Origin of the sequence: Kribbella jejuensis, assembly GCF_006715085.1 — a bacterium.
GTDB lineage: Bacteria > Actinomycetota > Actinomycetes > Propionibacteriales > Kribbellaceae > Kribbella > Kribbella jejuensis.
On the sequence record NZ_VFMM01000003.1, the window covers coordinates 42,683 to 61,491 of the forward strand.

16 protein-coding genes are annotated in these 18,809 nt (G+C 69.2%); 7 read left to right on the forward strand and 9 right to left on the reverse strand.

The features are described 5' to 3' along the window. Window positions 1-109 precede the first annotated feature (109 nt). Together FB475_RS27910 and FB475_RS27915 are read left to right on the forward strand one after the other, a co-directional pair. Window positions 110-2,473 carry a glycoside hydrolase family 3 N-terminal domain-containing protein gene (locus tag FB475_RS27910; RefSeq protein WP_238332480.1) on the forward strand — a complete coding sequence of 788 codons (2,364 nt, stop codon included), beginning with the start codon at window positions 110-112 and terminating at the stop codon, window positions 2,471-2,473. Between the two features lie 4 nt (window positions 2,474-2,477). Further along, window positions 2,478-3,527 (forward strand): LacI family DNA-binding transcriptional regulator, encoded by a 1,050-nt coding sequence (locus FB475_RS27915; RefSeq protein WP_141859931.1) that lies wholly within the window; start codon window positions 2,478-2,480, stop codon window positions 3,525-3,527. On the opposite strand, the gene FB475_RS27920 is transcribed toward FB475_RS27915, so the two are convergent. From FB475_RS27920 to FB475_RS27930, 3 genes are read right to left on the reverse strand one after another with little or no spacing between them, the layout of a single operon-like run. Next, entirely contained in the window at window positions 3,528-4,181 is a 654-nt protein-coding gene (locus FB475_RS27920) for a hypothetical protein (RefSeq protein ID WP_141859933.1), read from the reverse strand. Next, a complete protein-coding gene (locus tag FB475_RS27925) occupies window positions 4,178-4,987 on the reverse strand; it encodes an ABC transporter ATP-binding protein (RefSeq protein WP_141859935.1) in 810 nt (269 codons plus the stop codon). Before FB475_RS27925 ends, FB475_RS27920 begins: the two co-directional genes overlap by 4 nt. Then, window positions 4,899-6,143 carry an MFS transporter gene (locus tag FB475_RS27930; RefSeq protein ID WP_141859937.1) on the reverse strand — a complete coding sequence of 415 codons (1,245 nt, stop codon included), beginning with the start codon at window positions 6,141-6,143 and terminating at the stop codon, window positions 4,899-4,901. The genes FB475_RS27925 and FB475_RS27930 overlap by 89 nt, the downstream gene beginning before the upstream one ends. Before the next feature lie 3 nt (window positions 6,144-6,146). Between FB475_RS27930 and FB475_RS27935 the strand changes: the two genes are divergently transcribed. After that, entirely contained in the window at window positions 6,147-7,175 is a 1,029-nt protein-coding gene (locus FB475_RS27935) for an ArsR/SmtB family transcription factor (RefSeq protein WP_141859939.1), read from the forward strand. 19 nt (window positions 7,176-7,194) lie between these two features. On the opposite strand, the gene FB475_RS27940 is transcribed toward FB475_RS27935, so the two are convergent. Then, window positions 7,195-9,639, reverse strand: a complete 2,445-nt coding sequence (locus FB475_RS27940; RefSeq protein ID WP_141859940.1) for a beta-glucosidase — start codon at window positions 9,637-9,639, stop codon at window positions 7,195-7,197. A 46-nt stretch (window positions 9,640-9,685) separates the two neighbouring features. Here FB475_RS27940 and FB475_RS27945 point away from each other — a divergent pair, with 46 nt between their 5' ends. The 4 genes from FB475_RS27945 (at window position 9,686) to FB475_RS27960 (ending at window position 12,143) form a co-directional block, all read left to right on the forward strand. Further along, on the forward strand, window positions 9,686-10,270 hold the full coding sequence (locus tag FB475_RS27945) for a TetR/AcrR family transcriptional regulator (protein WP_141859942.1): 585 nt from the start codon (window positions 9,686-9,688) through the stop codon (window positions 10,268-10,270). A gap of 294 nt (window positions 10,271-10,564) precedes the next feature. Beyond that, the gene (locus tag FB475_RS27950; RefSeq protein ID WP_238332481.1) at window positions 10,565-11,182 is read left to right on the forward strand and encodes a CPBP family intramembrane glutamic endopeptidase; all 618 of its coding nucleotides are present in this window, start codon (window positions 10,565-10,567) and stop codon (window positions 11,180-11,182) included. 74 nt (window positions 11,183-11,256) lie between these two features. Next, a complete protein-coding gene (locus FB475_RS27955; protein ID WP_141859946.1) occupies window positions 11,257-11,580 on the forward strand; it encodes a hypothetical protein in 324 nt (107 codons plus the stop codon). A 41-nt stretch (window positions 11,581-11,621) separates the two neighbouring features. Continuing rightward, window positions 11,622-12,143 carry a GNAT family N-acetyltransferase gene (locus FB475_RS27960; protein ID WP_141859948.1) on the forward strand — a complete coding sequence of 174 codons (522 nt, stop codon included), beginning with the start codon at window positions 11,622-11,624 and terminating at the stop codon, window positions 12,141-12,143. Here FB475_RS27960 and FB475_RS27965 read toward each other — a convergent pair. The 5 genes from FB475_RS27965 to FB475_RS27985 are packed head-to-tail and all read right to left on the reverse strand — an operon-like array spanning window position 12,140 to window position 18,634. Next, window positions 12,140-12,871: an amidohydrolase family protein gene (locus tag FB475_RS27965; RefSeq protein WP_141859950.1), complete on the reverse strand. Its 732-nt coding sequence runs from the start codon at window positions 12,869-12,871 to the stop codon at window positions 12,140-12,142. The genes FB475_RS27960 and FB475_RS27965 overlap by 4 nt on opposite strands. Continuing rightward, on the reverse strand, window positions 12,865-13,593 hold the full coding sequence (locus FB475_RS27970; RefSeq protein ID WP_141859952.1) for an amidohydrolase family protein: 729 nt from the start codon (window positions 13,591-13,593) through the stop codon (window positions 12,865-12,867). Before FB475_RS27970 ends, FB475_RS27965 begins: the two co-directional genes overlap by 7 nt. Continuing rightward, window positions 13,590-14,813: a DegT/DnrJ/EryC1/StrS family aminotransferase gene (locus FB475_RS27975; protein ID WP_238332482.1), complete on the reverse strand. Its 1,224-nt coding sequence runs from the start codon at window positions 14,811-14,813 to the stop codon at window positions 13,590-13,592. Before FB475_RS27975 ends, FB475_RS27970 begins: the two co-directional genes overlap by 4 nt. Window positions 14,814-14,834: 21 nt before the next feature. Then, window positions 14,835-16,811, reverse strand: coding sequence for an NHL repeat-containing protein (locus FB475_RS27980; RefSeq protein WP_141859954.1), 1,977 nt, complete (start codon window positions 16,809-16,811; stop codon window positions 14,835-14,837). Further along, window positions 16,808-18,634 (reverse strand): outer membrane protein assembly factor BamB family protein, encoded by a 1,827-nt coding sequence (locus FB475_RS27985; protein ID WP_185759478.1) that lies wholly within the window; start codon window positions 18,632-18,634, stop codon window positions 16,808-16,810. The genes FB475_RS27980 and FB475_RS27985 overlap by 4 nt, the downstream gene beginning before the upstream one ends. Window positions 18,635-18,809: the final 175 nt, after the last annotated feature.

Here is an 18,809-nt window from a genome sequence, read left to right on the forward strand (position 1 = left end):
GTCATGCAGGAGATTCAGAGATCGGCGCCGAGTGTCGCGGCGATCGGGGAGCTTCGAAAACTTTTCGATAATTGCTCACCGAAACGAAGTTTCAGCAAGGGAGATTTTCTTGTCCATCTCGACCGACCGGCCCTGGAGCGACCCGTCCCTGCCCGCCGCCGAGCGTGCCGGTCTGCTGCTCGCGGCGATGACGCCGGCGGAGAAGATCGCCCAGCTCGGCAGCCGCTGGGCCGGCAACGACATGGCCGACCAGGAGCTTCCCCAGGACGAGACGATCAACGTCGCGCCGATGGAGGACGTGTTCTCGACCGGCGGGTCGGTGTCGCTGGAGGACGCGAGCCGCGACGGCCTCGGGCACCTGACGCGCGTGTGGGGAAGCTATCCGCAGACCGTCGAGCAGGGTGTCGCCGAGGTGGTCCGGCAGCACGAGGTGGTGCTGAAGGGGTCCCGGCTCGGCGTACCGGCGCTGGTTCACGAAGAGTGTCTGACCGGTTTCACGACGTACGGCGCGACCGTGTATCCGGCGTCGATCGCGTGGGGCGCGACGTTCGACCCGGAGTTGGTGGAACGGATGGCCGCCGCGATCGGGCGGGACATGGCTGCGGCCGGCGTCCACCAGGGGTTGTCGCCGGTGCTCGACGTGGTCCGCGACTACCGGTGGGGCCGGGTCGAGGAGACGATGGGCGAAGACCCTTACCTGGTGGCGATTCTGGGCTCGGCGTACGTCCGTGGTCTGCAGAGCGCCGGCGTGATCGCGACGCTGAAGCACTTCGCCGGGTACTCCGCCTCCCGGGCCGGGCGCAACCACGGGCCCGTGTCGATGGGGCGCCGCGAACTGCTCGACATCATCCTGCCGACCTTCGAGACCGCGATCGCGACGGCTGCCGCCGGGTCGGTGATGAGCTCGTACGCCGACATCGACGGGCTGCCCGCGAGCGCCGACCCGTGGCTGTTCACCGACGTACTCCGCGACGACTGGGGTTTCGAGGGCACGGTCGTCTCGGACTACTGGGCGGTCCCGTTCCTGTCGTCGATGCACCGCGTCGCCGCCGATGACGCCGACGCCGGAGCACTCGCGCTGACCGCCGGCACGGACGTCGAACTCCCGGACACGATCGGGTACGCCGGGTTGGCGGCCAAGGTCCGCTCCGGCGAACTGTCGGAGGAGCTGATCGACCGAGCCGCCCGCCGGGTCCTGCAACAAAAGGCCGAACTAGGGCTGCTGGATGCCGACTGGACTCCCCAGGCCTCGGTCAGCACCGAGCCCATCGACCTGAACTCCGAACACAACAGGGCCATCGGAGCCGAGCTGGCCGAGAAGTCGATCGTCCTGCTCGACGCGGGCTCGGTCCTCCCGCTCGCCAACCTGACGAAGGTTGCCGTGGTCGGACCGTGCGCCGACGACCCGCGCACGTTGATGGGCTGCTACGCCTTCCCGAACCACGTGCTCCCGCGGTACCCCGAGCGCGGGTTGGGCATCACGATCACCTCACCACTGGACGCCTTGCGCAACGAGCTCTCCGGTGTGGAGGTGTCGTACGCCAAGGGCTGTGAGGTGATGGGGGACGACCGCTCCGGGTTCGAGGAGGCTGTTGCGCAGGCCCAGGACTCTGAGCTGACGGTTGCCTTCGTCGGAGATCTGTCCGGGTTGTTCGGGCATGGGACCTCCGGGGAAGGGTGTGACGCGGAGGACCTGCGGCTGCCCGGGGTGCAGGGGGAGCTCGTCAACGCGTTGCTCGAGACCGGGAAACCTGTGGTGCTCGTCGTGGTGTCCGGGCGGCCCTATGCGCTGGGGGATTTCGACGGACGGGTTGCCGGGTTGGTGCAGGCGTTTCTCCCCGGGCAGGAAGGCGCCGCGGCGATGGCGGGCGTGTTGAGCGGGCGGATCGTGCCGAGTGGGAAGTTGCCGGTGCAGATCCCGCGGCACGTCGGTGGGCAGCCCGGTACGTACCTGCAGCCGGCGCTCGGGAGTGTCGAGAGTGCGGGGATCAGCGGGCTCGAGACGCGACCGTTGTACCCGTTCGGCTACGGCTCGTCGTACACGAGCTTCTCGGTCGGTGAGCTGCGGCTGAGCGCGGACGAGATCGGCAGCGACGGCGAGTTCACCGCGACCGTGAAGGTGACGAACACCGGTGGTCGCGCCGGCGACGAGGTCGTGCAGCTGTATTTGCGGGACGTGGTCGCGCAGGTCGCCCGTCCGTTGAAGCTGTTGACCGGGTTCGCGCGGGTGTCGCTCGAGCCGGGACAGGCCGTCGATGTCACGTTCCGCGTGCATGCCGATCGCACGGCGTACACGGGTCCCGATCTGCGCCGGATCGTCGAACCGGGGGAGTTCGAAGTGATGGTGGGCACGTCGGCACTGGACCTGCCGTGTCGTGCGATGCTGCGGATGACCGGGGATGTGAGGGTGGTGGGGCACGACCGGGTCCTGACGACACCGGTCTCGATCAGCGCTGACCCAGGAGGAGGGTGATGAGATGTCGCGGTTGAAGGGTCGCGTCACCCTGGCGACGGTGGCCGGATCGGCCGGTGTCTCGGTCGCCACGGTCTCCAAGGTGCTGAACGGGCGCAGCGACGTCTCGCCGGTCACCCGCGCACGGGTCCAGGAGATCCTGGAGAAGCACGGGTACGTCGGGCGCCGCCCGGAGCCCACCCGCCGGGACACGATCGAGCTGTTCTACCAGGGCGTCGTAAACGCGTACTCCGTCGAGGTGATCCAGGGCGTCGTCGAGGCGGGGCAGGCGGCCGGCGTCGACGTCGTACTGAACTCCCGGCCGAAGCACCCGCCGACCTCCAACGCGAACCCGGGCCGCGCGGCGTCCTGGATCCGGCAGCTGATCGCGAACGGCCGCCGCGCTGCCATCGGCCTGACCAGCGAGCTGTCCGAGGCGGACCTGGCCGCGCTGGAACGGGCGCGGGTGCCGCTCGTGGTGATCGACCCGGCGAACACGCCGGAGCCCGAGCTGACCAGCGTCGGCTCGACGAACTTCGCCGGCGGTGTGACCGCGGCGCAGCACCTGCTGGCCCTCGGGCACCGGCGGATCGGGTACGTCGGTGGCCCGCCGACGTCCGGCTGCAACCAGGCCCGGATGAGCGGATTCCGCAGCGTGATGGACTCGATCGGCGCGCCGGTACCGCCGGAGTACATCTGGCTCAGTGACTTCCTGTACGACGACGGTGTGGCGGGCGGCTCCGCGCTGCTCGATCTGCGGGACCGCCCGACCGCGATCTTCGCCGGCAGCGACGAAGTGGCGCTCGGCGTCCTGGAGGCGGCCCGGGCCCGCGGTCTGCGGGTCCCGGAGGACCTCAGCGTGGTCGGCTTCGACGACACCGAGGTGGCCCGGCTCGCGTCACCGCCGTTGACCACGGTCCGCCAGCCGCTGCGCGAGATGGGCGCGGTCGCAGTCCGTACGGCGCTGCAGCTGGCGGTGGGTGAGCCGGTCGCGTCGCATCACGTGGAGTTGGCAACGACCCTGATCGTCCGCGGATCGGCCGCCCAACACGGCCTCTCGATCGCCGCCTCCTGACTACTCGCGCCGATCCGAGATCGTCCGCGCGACGAGGACGGCGGCGGTCAGGACGGCGAGGCAGACGACGGCGAGGAGGGTCGTCGGTACGGCGTTGGTGGCGGCGGACTTCTCGTCGGACAGCACCTTCATCAGCGCGCTGACCGGGGAGATCCGGCGCACCATCATCAACAGGATCAGCGTCGCCGCGGTCAGCATCGCGATCCCGATCCGGCGGATCAGCAGCCGTGAACACAGCACCCCGATCGCGATCCCGATCATCGCCGACGCCAGTTGCGCGACCGCCCCGATCACCAGGTCGCCGATCGTCACCTCGTGGTCCCCGGTGACGATCGGGCAGATCAGCCCGAACAGCAGCAGCGGCACGCACCACGTGACCACCACCGCGATCGTGACCGCGAGCACCCGCAGCGAGTCGCCGACCGTGACGAGGGTGATCTGCCGCTGCGTCGGGTTCTCGTGGTTGACGATCGCGACCGTCAGCCAGGTCGAACAGACCAGCATCACCAGCACGCCGAACGCGTACGACGACTGCAGCGGCCCGTTGTCGGACGCCGTACCGACCGCGAGGACGCCGAAGAAGATCAGCATCGGCGGGAGGTAGCGCTGCGAGAGCAGCACGCTGTTCATCAGGTAGCGGTACAGGGAGCTCATTTCACCCGCCGTACGGTTGTGACCGACCAGCCGTGGTTGAGGGCGGTCAGCAGCGCGGCGTCGTGGCGGCCCGTCGGCAGTGTCAGCGTGACGTGCCCGTCCTCGCGTCGTACGTCGATGATGTCGGGGTGCTGCGTCCAGTCGATGTCCGCACCTGGGATCAGCGACACCTCGGTGATGCTTGGTTGCTCCGATGTCGTGGTGAGCCGGCCGTGGTTGATCTCGCAGACGCGGGTGGCGGTCGTCCGGACCGTCTCCGCCGAATGCTCGGTGAACGCGACGGCAGCACCTTGGGCGGCGGCCTCGGTGAGCAACGCGCGCAGCGTGCTGTGGGCGTTGGCGTCGAGACCTGCCCACGGTTCGTCGAGGACGAGTAGCTCCGGTGGTTCGAGCAGCGCCTGCGCCAACGCGACCTTCTGCGCGTTGCCTTTCGACAGTTTGCGCATCGGAGTACTTGCGCCGCCCGGCAACGCCAGCCGATCAAGCAGCTCGTGCGCCCGGTCGTGGGCAGCCCGGGTGCTGAGTCCACGGATCCTGCCCATGTGCGTGAGGTACGCCGATGCGGAGAGCCGATCGTGCGATGCGAAGACGTCGGGCACGTAGCCGACAACGCGGGCGTCACGCTGCACGGAACCCTCGGACGGGTGCGACAGTCCGACGAGCATTCGCAGGACCGTCGACTTCCCGGAGCCGTTGGCGCCGATCAGCGCGACAAGTTCACCCGCGTTCAGGTGCAGGTCGACGTCGGTCAGGATCTGCCGCCGCCCGTACCGTTTGGAGACCTTCTGCAGCCGGACCACTACCATGCAGCGAGCTTAGAGCGCGGGTCAGGGCAAGCGAGACCAACAGTGAGGCGATGGCGCAGACCGTCATCGTCGGGGCGGAAGCGGTCAGGTCGGCGAACGCGCCGGCCAGGATCGCGACCACACCGAACGTCGTCATCCGGAGCGCCGACTCCAGCCCGAGCACCTGACCGCGCAGCTCGCCGGGCGTGAGGTCCACGAGCACCTCCTGTTGCGCAAGTGAAGCGGAGTACCCGCTGCTGCCGATCGCGACGAGTACGCACAGCACCCCGATCGGCAGGTCGAACGCGAAGCCGAGGAACGGTACGGCGAGTACGAACCGCAGGAACCGCGCGGCGATCCACCTGCCGTTGCGGGTGAGGAAGCGGCCGACCACGAGGTCGCCTGTCATCATCCCGGCGGCTCCGGCCGCGAGCAACCAGCCCGCGCGCGAGCCGGCGTACGGGACGAACAACGCTTCGCACCCGACGATCAGCCCGTTCGGTAGCGCGAGCGCGATGAGCAACGGACGGGTACGGCGTTGAGCGAGCAGCGTGCGGTTGCCGCGCCAGGTCTCGGCGAGCCCGGTCCGCGCGACCCGGCGCGGCGGGCGGTCCCGGAGACCGAAGCGGTTGACCAGTACGGCGACCGCGGAGAAGCCGGTGGCGAGCCACAGCACGGTCGACGGGCTGAGGGTCTGCAGCAGGATGCCGGCGATGCCGAACCCGGCGATCTGCATCGCGCCGACCGACAGGTTGATCGCCGACCGGCCGAGCACGAACTGCTGCTCGTCCACGACCTCGCTGAGCAGACCCCAGCGGGCGCCCGACCCGATCGACAGGCCGTACGCCAACGCGAGCGCCAGCACGAGCCGCGCGCCGGGCGGCAGGTCGAACGCGGCCTGGGCCGCGACCTCGATGGTCGCCAGCAGACTCAGCATCGTGAGCACCTGACGCGGCCGCGCGGTGTCGGCCGCGGACATCAGCGTGGAGACGCCGAGGACCTGGGCGAGCGACGGGCCGAACATGATCATCGCGGACAGCAGCGCGGAGCCGGTCGTGGTCTCGACCAGCAGCGCCAGCGTCAGGCTGGTCATGGTGGCCGACGCGTTGCTCAGCGCGCTGCCGATCCACAGGTTCCGGAACTCGGAGTTGGCGAAGATCGCCCGGTAGGTGCCCATGCTGTGGAGAATCGACGAGCGGGCGCCGTACCGCCTACAGTTTCGGGTGGAGGCGAAACGTTGTCCGAGTTCCTGGTCGATGCCGACACCCTGGCGAATGCCCGGTTCGGTACGTCGCAGCTCACCGAGACGGTGTCCGCGCTGAAGTTACTGCGGACGCCGGTCGAGCCGTGGTACCGCCCGTGGAAGGACGCGCACGTCGGCGCGTACCAGGCCGTGCTGGACGCGAACCCGTTGTGGGCGACGCTGATCGACAGCTCGTTCGGGGTCAGTTGGGCGGCGGACTTCCTGACCGTTCCGCCGCTCGAGCCGGACCTTACGCTGGAGGAGGAGCTCGCGTACCTGACCTCGCTGGACGATGAGCAGATCCGGGCGGACCTGAGGGTCGTACGAACACCGCTGCCGGCTGTCATTTGTGAGACGTCCGGGCTGGCGGACGCGGCGGCGGACCTGTTGCGATGGGTGTGGAAGGAGACGGTCGAGCCGGACTGGCCGCGGCGGCTGCGGGTCCTGCAGGCCGACGTGGTGTCGCGGACATCGCGGCTCAGCGAGCAGGGTTGGTCCGGCGTACTGCGTGGGCTCGGGCCTGACGTGCGATGGCTCGGTGACGGGCGGATCCAGGTGAACCGGTGGGACTACCCGGTGACCGATGTGCGCGGGCGGGACCTGATGTTCATCGCGGCGCATACCCAGCGCGTCAACGTGAGCTGGCGGTTGCCGGACCGGTTCGCGCTGACCTACCCGGTGACCGGCATCTTCGCCGCGGCGGAGGAACCGGCCGAACCCCTGGTCCAGCTGCTCGGGCGGAACCGTGCGCGGATTCTGGTGGAGGCGGCCTCGCCGGTCAGTACGACGTTGCTCGTGGCAACTACTGGGTTGTCACTGGCAACGATCTCGGATCACCTGCGGGTGCTGGCCGATGCGGGCCTGCTGGAGCGCCGGCGGTCCGGGCGATCGGTGCTGTACTGGCAGTCCGATACCGGCCGCCGCGTGGTGCGGCGGCCGGTACCGAACCCTTCCGAGCCCGGTTAGAGCTCGTTCAGCCGGGCAGCTAACGAACCTGCAGCTCCGTGGAGAGCGGCAGGTCCGAAACCGACGAGCCGGCTCGGATCGTGAAAGCACCGGGTTCCATGGTCCAGCCGTTGTCCCAGTGCTCGAAGGTGTGCTCGTGGAGGTTGATCGTGATCTCGCGGGCCTGCCCGGCGTCCAGCCGGACGACGGCGAACCCGGCGAGCCAGCGCACCGGGCGGTCCACCGCGCTGTCCGGACGTTCGACGTACACCTGGACGACGTGCTTGCCCGCTCGATCACCGCTGTTGCGGACGGTCAGCGCGACCGACGACGGGTCGTTCGCGCGCAGGTCCGACAGCTCCCAGGTGGTGTAGCCGAGACCGTGGCCGAACTCGTACGCCGGTGCGGTTCCCGCCTTCAGCCAGGCGCGGTACCCGATGTGGATGCCCTCGTCGTACCGCACGACGCCGTTCTCCGGCGTGACGTTGATGACCGGTACGTCAGCCTGCGCGCGCGGCCAGGTGGTGGGCAGCCGGCCGCCCGGCTCGGTCCGGCCGAGCAGCACGTCGGCGAGCGCGTCGCCGTACTCCTGACCACCGAAGTACGTCGCCAGCACCGCCGCGACGTCGTCGCGCCAGGGCAGGAGGACGGGCGAGCCTGCGTTGACGACGACGACCGTACGGGGGTTGGCGGCCGCGACGGCGCGGACCAGGTCGTCCTGGCGGCCGGGGAGCTCAAGTGTGGTGCGGTCGTATCCTTCGGACTCGACCTTCGAGTTGGTGCCGACGACAACGAGTGCGACGTCGGCGTCGCGGGCTGCGGCGACGGCTTCGTCGATGAGCGCCTGCGGGTCGTCATTGGCCGGCTCGACGCCGACCGTGATGCTCAGTGCGTTGAGCTCTCCTGCTGCGGCGGGCACATCGAGCTCGATCCGTACGTCGACCGGCCGGCCGGCGGTCACCTCGAGCGGCGCCGAGATCGACGGTGGGGAGAGCAGCGCGGCGCCGGGGTCGTTGCCGACCGGTACGGTGGTGTCCTCGCGAAGGGGGTTGCCGTCGGCAAAGATCCGGCCGTGGCCGACCGAGGCGAAACCGAGGTTCACCACGCCGGACTCGTCCGGCGTCCAGGTCGTCCGGAACTCGAACGCCGCTGCCTCGCCGATCGGGGCATTGCCGCCGAGGTACACGAGCGCGCTGGAGAACCGGTCCTCGGCGAACAATTCGGTACCGTCCGCCGCGAGGAACCGGACCCGGGCGCCGTGCTCACCGGACTGTGGATTCGTCATCGCGCCGAGCGGGAGCTCCACGACACCTTCCTGGACGACCGCGCCGATCGAGTAGGTGATCTCGGCCTCCGGTAGCGCCGCCCGAATCCCCTCGAGCGGCGAAACAACCTTCTCCGGAATGACAGTCGCACTACCGCCACCTTGCGTCCGAGCGTCGCGGGCGTTGTGCCCGATCACCGCGACCTTCATCAGCTCACCCGCCCGCCAGGGCAGCTCGCGCCGACCGGAGCCCGCAGCTGCACCTGCCGGCGCTTCGGTGCGCTTGTTGGTGAGCAGTACGGTACCTTCGGCCGCCGCCGTTCGTGCGAAGGCTTTTCCGTCGACCTGCGGTATGGCGGCCGGCTTCGCGGTGCCTTCGAGTGCTCCGACGCGGGCGGCGAGGGCGAGGATCCGGCGTACCTTACGGTCGATCGCGTCCTCCTTCACCTCACCCGAGCGAACCGCCTCGACCAGCGCGTCGCCCCAGGCCCCGATCGGCCCCGGCATCGCCAGGTCCTGCGAGTGCCTCGCGCTCTCGATGCTGCGCACGGCGGTCCAGTCGCTGACCACCACTCCGTCGAACCCCCATTCGCTGTTCAGCGGCGTCTCGAGCAGCTCGTTCTCCGATGCGGTAGCACCGTTGATCGAGTTGTACGCGCTCATCACCAGCCACGCCTTCGACTCGGTGACGGCCTTCTCGAACGCGAGCAGGTACACCTCGCGGAGCGTCCGCTCGTCGACCTCGACGTTCGCGGTGAAGCGCTCGGTCTCGAAGTCGTTGGCCACGTAGTGCTTCGGGGTGGCGCCGACGCCGAGCTCCTGGACGCCGGCGACGTACGCGGCGGCGAGGTCCGCGGTCAGCACCGGGTCCTCACTGAACGCCTCGAAGTGCCGGCCGCCGAGGGGGGAGCGGTGCAGGTTGATCGTCGGGCCGAGGACGACGTCGACGTTCTTGCGGCGGGCCTCGAGCGCGGACACCACGCCGTACCGATGGGCGATGTCGACGTCCCAGGACGACGACAGGGCGGTCGCGGACGGGAGGTTGAGCGACGGGTCGCGCTCGTCCCAGACCGCACCGCGGACGCCGCTCGGGCCGTCGGACAGCACCATCGAGCGGAGTCCGATCGACGGCAGGGCGTGGGTGGACCAGAAGTCCTGGCCGGTGAGGATCCGGACCTTCTCCTCCAGGGAGAGCCGGCCGAGCAGCTCGTCGAAGTTCATGGCGACGATGCTACGGCTGAAAACCGAGTGATGCTAGGTTTTGGATATGACTACTTCCCGGGGTCCGTACGCGAAGGGGGTGGCGAAGCGCGCCGAGATCCTGCGCGCGGCGCTGGAGGTGATCGCGCGGCACGGCTACCGGAAGACGTCGACCCGCGAGCTCGCGGCCGCGGTCGGGTTGAGCGAGGCGGGGATGCTGCACTACTTCGGCTCGAAGGAGAAGCTCTTCGAGGAGGTACTGCGCGCTCGTGACGAGGCGGACATGGAACGCATCGAGGCCACCGACTCGATCGACGGCCTACAGGCGGTCATCCGGCACAACGGGACCGTTCCGGGGCTGGTCCAGCTCTACTCGACCTTCTCGGCCGAAGCAGGCGACCCCGACCACACCTCCCACGCCTTCTTCGTAGACCGCTACGCCACCCTCCGCACCCGCCTCGCCGACACCATCCGCACCCGCCAATCCGAAGGCACGCTCACCCCCGACGCCGACCCGAACACCATCGCCACCCTCCTGATCGCCCTCTCGGACGGCCTCCAAATCCAATCCCAGTACGAACTGACCACAGACCCAGCCGACGCCTTCCACCACCTCCTCACCCTCCTCGCCGGCCCCCCGCGCAATAGTTGACCCATGACACCCCCCGCCAAAGACCCCACCCCACCGGCGGCCCACTCCTCCCCACCCACCCCCACCACCCACCCCACCGCCCCCGCGCCCGCGGCTCCCACCGCCTCCGTCACCGCCTCCGCCACCGGGGATGGAGCGGCTGGATTCACCACCACGCCCGCTGGTGCCCGGCGGGTGTTGGGGCGGGAGGTTTGGTTGGTGTTGGGGCTTTCGTTGGGGGCTTCGGGGGTGGCGGCTGTTATTTCGTTTGTGGGGGTTTTGACGTCGGGGAAGCCGTTGGGTGGGCAGACGGCGGTGATCGTGGGGTCGCGGGCGCCGGGGCGGCCTTGGCTGGATCTGGCGTGGCAGGTGTTCGCGGTGGTGACCGCGTTGGTGCCGGTCGCGTTGGTGGGGCATCTGCTGGTTCGTACCAGGGAGTCGTTCCGGACGATCGGGTTCGACCTGCGCGAACGGTGGCGCGACCTCGGGCGCGGTACGGCGATCGCGGCGATCATCGGCGGTGCGGGCCTGCTGCTCTACATCGGTGCACACGCATCCGGCGTCAACCTGACCGTCGACCCGTCACAGCTCCCGGACTACTGGTGGCGGATCCCGATCCTGGTCGCCGTCTCCGCGCAGAACGCCGTACTCGAGGAAGTCATCGTGCTCGGCTACCTCAACCACCGGCTCGACCAACTCGGCTGGTCCGTCCGCCGCGCCAGCGCGACAAGCGCGCTCCTGCGCGGTTCGTACCACCTCTACCAGGGCCTCGGCGGCTTCGCCGGCAACGTGATCATGGGCGTGATCTTCACCTACCTGTACCGCCGCTGGGGCCGCGTGATGCCGCTCGTCGTCGCGCACACGCTGATCGACACCACCGCACTGATCGGCGCCACCTACCTGCTCGGAAAGGTCCACTGGCTGCCCAGTTGAGCTGCCAGTTGAGCGTTGGTCAACTGTCAAGACTCACACGTAACCCATCCGCACCCCGGCGGGTTGTTGGTGTCGTGACAGTCAACGGGGAAATCACGGATCCGCCTGAAATCGATGCTGGTCTGGCCGCCGCCGCGCTGGCGGTGTTCGCGCACCGGCACGAGGTCGTCCATCTGCTGTACGCCGCCACCGACGAGCCGGACGCGCTGGCCCGGATCGGCGGCCTGCTGAGGGTGGATCAGGCGACCATCGCACGCGTCCTGGACCAGCCGCTGCGCTGGATGCTTCCGCAGTTCCGTTCCGAGCTGGAGACGATCGCGGCGACGCCCGACGCGCTTCCGGCCCGACGGCCCGCGCCGGAGAACGCGGACCTGGAAGAGGCGGCCGCCGTCCAGTGAAGCGCAGTACGACGCACCGCTCCATCGCCTAGGTTGGAGCGGTGCAGACGTATGGGCGGGACATCCTGGACATCGCGGACGAACTGACGACGGCGTACGTCGAGGTGTTCACCGCACCGCCCTTCGAGCACCGGAACCCCCAGCAGACCCGGACGGCGTTCCGTACCCGGCTCGAGGGTGATGCCGAGCGGGACGGGTTCCAGGCCTGGGTGGAGCGCTCGGACGACGGACGGATCGCCGGGTTCCTGACCGGGTGGACCACGCCGGCCCCGTTCCGGACGGACCGCTCGTACGGCAGCGTGCTCGACCGGCTCGGCCCGGAGCAGGTCGAGGAGCTGCTGATCGGCGCGTTCGAGGTGGACGAACTCGGCGTACTCCGGCACGCCCGCGGCACCGGCTTCGCCCGCCGCCTCCTCGAAGCCGCCACCCGCACCCACGCCCGCGCCTGGCTGCTCGCGTGGAACCAGAACCACCGAGCGATCGCGTTCTACCGCCACCTCGGCTGGAAAGAACCCGAGACCCGAGGCCCCGAACACGACATCCTGGTTTTCGTGAACGGTTAGAGCCCGAACAGGGCCTGAGCGTTCCGATGTGTGATCGCCGCGTGCTCGTCCGGCGTGAGATCGGCGGCCTCGAGCGCGCCGAGGGCGACGGACGGGTCGATCAACGTGGCGTCGGTGCCGAACATCATCCGGTCGTGGCCGATCCGGTCCAGGATCCAGCGGATCCGATTGGCCTCGGGCGCGGACCAGCACGGCTCGAACCAGATCCGGTCGGACCGGTCCGCGGCCTCGGGCACGCGCGGCCAGCCGTTCGCGCCCATGTGCCCGGCGAGCACCCGCGCTCCCGGCACCCGCGCTGCGACGTCCGCGAGATCGACGACCGTGTCGCCCCACGTGTGCACGAGCGTCGGCAACTCGTACTCCGTGGTCAGCTCGATCGCGGCCTGCATCGGCGGTGTGTTGATCGGCGTCCGGCTGTACTCGCTGTGGATCTTCGCGCCGACCCATTGCTTCCGCCCGTCCCCGGCGAGCAGTTTGTCGAGGTCCTTCCGGGCCTCGTCCAGCCGTCGCGGATCGACCACGATCATCCCGCGCAGCCGCGGATCGGCCGGCAACTGTTCGGCGAGGGACCGGTTGCCGAGCGGAGCGTCGTACACGATGGCCTCGATCGCCGAGACCAGCTGGAGGTCGATGCCGAACCGGTCCAGCCCGTCGATGTTGACGTCGATGCTGCCGACGTCCATCGAGAAGAACCACGGTCCCCAGTGGGCGTGGACGTCGATCAGCATGCGGGCTCCAGGACAGTGGTGAGACTGCGGCTGCCGGCCTGCGCGATCTCGTCCGGGCTGAGCTTCGACGTGAGCAAGCGGCGGACCACCGATCGGGTCTCGTGGAACGGCGTACGGCTGCCGAAGACGAGCCGCTCAGCCCCGACCTCGGCGGCCACGATCTCCAGCGAGTCCGGCCCGGTGAGCATCCGCGTCGACGTGTGGAACCCGGGCTCGGACCGGGCCAGCAGCACGAAGTCGCCCAGGTAGTAGAAGTGCGTGTCGAGGAACACCACCCGCGCGCCGAGCCCGCGCAGCGCCGGGCCGACCTTCCGGACGTCGCCCTCGGTGAAGATCGTCAGGTCGGCGTTGACGAGCAGCTGGACGACGTGCCCGAACGCCGGGTACCCGGGCTCGACCGCCTGCGCCGTCGGCGCCAACCGCACCGCCCGCGGCGGCGTCGGACGAGCGAGCTGTCGCTCCAACTCCTTCTCCGCACCCAGCGGATCGCGCAGGTCGAGCACCGGCACCGCGGTCCATCCGTTGCCATCGGCAACCTCAGCGGCCTCGTCGTTCCCGGACGGTACGTCGAAGTGCACGGCCCGCAGCGCCGACAGCAGACCGCCCGCGATGCCGCTGTCCGCGAGCACCTTCGCGATGTTCTCCGGCCGCCCCCAGTGCCCGGTCGTCACGTCGTGCCCGACCAGCAGGTCGCAGTCGAGCAGCGGGGGAGTGTCACTCATCGGGGCTCCAGGGCTCTGTGGACCTTGCGGATCGCGGCGGCGATGTCGTCGACGTCGGAGTCGGTGTAGTTCTCGTTCCAGGGCAGCACGAGCAGCGTCCGGCCGATCAGTTCCTCGGCGTTCGGGCACAGGCCGGGCGGGTACTCGACGTCCTGCAACGGGAACCCGGACCGACCGTACGTGATCCGGTCGCGGACCGCGGGCGCGGCGTACAGCGGGCTGCTCAGGTACCCGCCGTTGGCCGGAACGCCTTCGGCCGTCAGCGCGGCCGCCCACTCGCGCAGATCACCGGCTGCTTCGGAGACGATCAGCGGGTACTGCCAGTACACGTGATCGCCTCCGTCCGGCGGCGTCGTCAACCCGGCCAGGTCCGCGATCGCGGAGGACAGCCGCGCGGCCGTCGTACGCCGGTCCGCAACGACGCTGCGCAGCTTGGTGAGCTGCGCGCGGGTCACCGATGCGACCAGCTCGGTCATCCGGTAATTGAGCGCGAGGAACAGGTACGTGCGCTCGTCGGTGTCGCGCGGCCAGCCCTTGTCGGCGAACAGCCGCATCCGGCGCGCGTGTTCCGCATTGTCGGTCACGGTCAGACCGCCGTCGCCCGCGCTGATGTGCTTGGTCTGCTGCAGGCTGAAGCAGCCGATGTGCCCGATCCGGCCGACGTACGAGTCGCCGACCGGCGCGAGGTACGCCTGCGCGCAGTCCTCGATCAGCAGGATCCCGCGCTGGTCGCAGAGCTCGCGCAGTTCCCGCACCGCGGCTGGTTTGCCGAACAAATGGACGACGATGACGGCCTTGGTCCGCGGCGTGATTGCGGCCGCGACTGTCTCCGGCGTCAGGTTCCCCGTGATCGGGTCCACGTCCGCGAACACCGGTACGGCGTTCTGCATCATGATCGGGAACACCGTACCCATGTCGCTGATCGGCGTGGTGATGATCTCGTCACCCGGATCCGGGTCCACCGCGGCCACAGCCAGGTGCAGCGCCGCCGTACCCGAGCTGCAGGCGACCGCGTGCCCGGCGCCGAGCAGGGAGGCGAACTCCAGCTCGAGCGCCGGCACCTCGGTACCCCACGTGCCGGACAGCATCCCGCTGCGCAGCACCCGTTCGACCGCCTTCACCTCGTCGTCGCCGAACCGCCGGCCGGAGGCGTCCATCGTCGACGGCAGCGGATCGGTGCGGACCGGCGTACCGCCGTCGCGTGCGAGCTGTTCGATCACAGCGATTCCTCCGTTGGTGGCTCAGGGCAATGGCAGCTGGACGAGGTCGCGATCGGCCAGGCCCCACACGCTGTGCCGGGTGCCGCGTACCGGGGTCAGTTGCGGCACGGTGTACCAGCCGTCGCCGAGCTTGTTCACCAGCAGTGTCGCGGCGTTCGGTCCGAGCTGGTACAGGTTCCCGCCGAAGTTGGTTTCACAGTAGACCCCGGTCCGGTCAACGTGGAGCTGCCCGTAGCCGGAGAGCTTGTTAGCGCCCTTGACGACTGCTCCCGTCCGCAGCTCGTAGGTGAACCACGAGCCGCTGGTCCGCTTCAGGACGCCGTACAGGATTCCGTTGTGGACGGCGACGCTCTGGATCGAGCGTTCTCCGGCCAGCGGCTCGGCCGTCCACAGAAGTTTGCGCTGCGCGAGGTCGAACGCGCCGATGGCGGCCGCGGTATGGGTCGGTGTGATGCCTCCGCCACCGACCACGTCTCCGCCGAGGTACGCGATCCCGTCGACAATGTGGACCGACATCACGCTCTGGTCGGGCAGTACGCCGTAATGCACGTCGAGCTCACCCGTCCGTACGTCGAGCAGCGTGAGCGCTCCGGTGAGCTTGCCCGTACCGGGTGCGGACGCGATCGCAAGCAGCTTCGACCTCTCGTCGTACGCCGCCTGCCACGGGCGGAGCTGCTCGTGACCGATAATGCCGAAGCTGTGCACGTCCTTCGTCCGCGGGTTCACGCGCACGACCTCGGTGCTCGGGTACAGAGCCGTGTAGAGCTCGCCCCGGATCCAGTTGAGCGTCTTGGCCTCGCCCGCGACGCGGAGTCTGCGGACCTGATCGCCGGCATGCTCGGCGATGACCCAGTGCCCGCCGACGTACAGGTGCGGATCGCCGAGCACGATCGACTGTGGCTTGTCCGGCGCGGGCATGAACCCGGCGTCGACGAGATCGAGCAGCTCGAACTCACCGGTCCGTACGTCGAGCCACCAGAGCACGCCGGACCCGGTCGAGCCGAGGAGCGTGTCCTGGTCGAGCAGCACGATCCGGCGATGCTCGTCCGCCGGAGCCGGTGTACCTACCGCAGTGAGGATCGTGTCGGTCGGGCCGCACTTCCACACCGTCCCGGAGGTGCGGGTCGTGAGGTACGCCGTACCGTCGGATCCCACCGTGATGGCGTCGACGCTCGTCTCGCCGTCGGGCAGTGGCACGGTCCGTACGTCGCTGCCGTCGAGGGCCATGCTCAGCAACGCCTGACTGCTGCCCACGTAGAGTCGGTCGTCGCCGGCCGCGAACGGGCCGAAGTTCTGACCGCGGGACGCTGCGGGCGTGAGGTCCCGGAAGGTCTTGGTGGTGCGGTCGTATCCGACGAGCTGGGACGGCGTGTAGATCCCGGCGTACACGTAGTTGCCTGCGGCACCGACGTAACGGCCGTACTGCGCGCCGCGCACGGGTGTGCCAAGCTGCTTCGGTGTGTTCGTCGCGGGATCGATCTGCCAGACGGCGCCGTTCGGATAACTGACCGCGAACACCTGGCCGTCCGGTGCTGTCGTCATGTCCCAGACGAAACCGCCGGGCCCGGCCAGGCCGCCGACCCGGGTGACGGATCCGTCGGCCGGGTCGAAGCAGTAGACGTCGGCGACCGGGTAGAGGCCGGCGTAGACCTTGCCGGCGGCAACGGTAATACCCCATCCGCCCTCGCCGACCGGCAGCTCGACCGTCCGCGTGACGCGCCTCGTGGTCAGGTCGATCTCGGTCAGCCGGGGAGGGACGATGCCGCGGCTGATCACGTATGCATGGTCGTTGAGTACGGCCATGGCGACGACGGCCGCCGTGGTGACGGCAGGTCCGTAGCTGGGGAGAGTGGTGCCGTCGATCGGGCCGTCCGCCAGGGGAGCTGCGGTGAGCCCGGAGCCGTCGGTGGGACCTGCCGCCCTGGCGGGCAGGTCGACCGCGGCGAGCGTGGTGCCGGCCAGGGCGCCCGTGAGGGCGGTTCGGCGGGAGATTGTCATCGCAGGCCTCCGATGCGGACCAGGTCGCGGCCCTTGATCGTGTAGAGGGCGTCGCCGTTGTGCGACGTGGTGATCAGCGGATAGCTGTAGATCTGTGCGCCGAGCCCGTCGATCACCGTGGTGACCGTGGTCCCGTCGACCTTGAAAACTCTGGTGTTGTCGGTGCCGTACAGACCGCTGCGGGCGATCGTCAGGCGGCTCTGCCCGGTCCCGATCGTCGTCGATGCGAGCAGCGTGCCGGTCTGCGGATCGAGGACGGCCAGGCGCCCGTCGTCGGTCGTCGCATAGAGCTTGCCGCGATACATCTCCAGATCGCTGTAGCTCTGTGCCTTAGCTAGCGGCGCGCTCTCCCACAGCGGCTTGTTCGTCCGCAGGTCGAATGCGACGACAGTTGCCTGCGGCAAGATCGGGTCGGTGCCGAGGCTGTTCCGGGTCGCGCCACCGAGGTACGCGATCCCGTCCGCGGTCGTCACGGACCGGACCGACTGCTGCGGTACGACGCCGCGGTGTACCTCCCGCTGCCCGGTGCCGAGATGCTGCTCGACGAGGGTTCCGTCGTACTTGCCGTAGTCGGGTTCGGTCGAGATCAGCCACGTCCGGGAGCGGTCGTCGTACGCCGCGTCGGTCGGGCGGGTCTGCTCGTTGCCTACCTGCCCGAGTTCATGCAGACCGCTGCCATCAGGGGCCATCTGCCACAAGCGCGCCAGCGTGTAAACGCCGAGGTACACCGTCCGGCCGACCGGTGTCAGTGTCTTCGCCTCGCCGGGAAGAAAGGTGCGAGTGCTGGTGCCGGTGGCGAGGTCGTGGACCTGGATACCGGCCTTGCCGCTGACCAGCACCGACGATTGCGTTGCCGCGATCGCCATCGCCTGCTCGGGCGCGGGTGGCAGACCCGCCTGGCCCAGGTCGGTACCGGTGAAAGTTCCGGTCGCCTCGTCGAAGTCGACGACCTGGCTGGTCAGCTCGGCGCGGATGGTGCTGCCCTCGACGAAGATGCGGTTGAAGTACGCACCCTCGTACGGCGAACCGAGGCGCGTCAGTGTGGTGTCGCGGTACCGGTAGAGGGTGCCCGACGGGCGGGTGCCCAAGTAGATGTCGGAGCCGCTGAGAGTGATCGCGGTGATGTACTGATCGCCGCCGGGCGTCTGCACCTCGACCGGGTTGCTCAGGTCGTTGGTGTCGTAGACGAGCATCGTGCCGGTGGGGGAGAGGCTCGCGGCGAGCTTCGTCCCGTCCAGCGCGAGCGTCGCGACGAACGTGCGGTCGGCGTACTTCGCCGGCAGGATCTCCCTTCGCGCGCCGGTCGCCCGGTCGATCGCGATCAGGTGTGCCTTGGTGCCGACGCCCGCGTAGATCGTGGTCGCGTCGGCGGCGATGCTGCGGACGTACTGCTGGCCCGCGACGGCAGCGCCGTACGAGCGGGTCGCACCGGTGGCCGGGTCGTACTCGTGCACCGCGCCGTCCGGATACGTACCGGCGACGATCTTGCCGTCCGGGGTCGCCGCGATCGACCAGATGAACGAGCCGAACTGGGCGACCTTGGTCGCGGTGCCGGTCGTGGTGTCGATCTTGTAGACGTCGCCCGGGGTGTAGAGACCGACGTACAGGTCGGTGCCGAGGTGCGTCATCGCCCACGCGCCGGCACCGGTCGGCAGCGCGAGCTTGCGGTCGACGGTCTTGCCGACCGGGTCGAAGGCGCCGACCTGGACGGGCGAGACGCCGGACGTGATGGTCCAGATCCGGTCGCCGACCTGCTCGGCCACGCTGGTCGAGGTGACGGCCGACGCAGGGCCGAGGTTCGTGATCGTCGGAGTTTCGGTCACGGCCGGAACGGCCTGGGCGGGAACGCTCAGCAATCCTGTACAGCTGAGCAGAACAACGATCAATCCCCGTGCGAATCGCTTGTCCACAAGGCCTCCCGGGACAGTACGCACCGAATTACGGTCATGGCTGAAATTAGCCGGACGTGCGTCAGTGCGTCAACCGTTCGGCAAACAA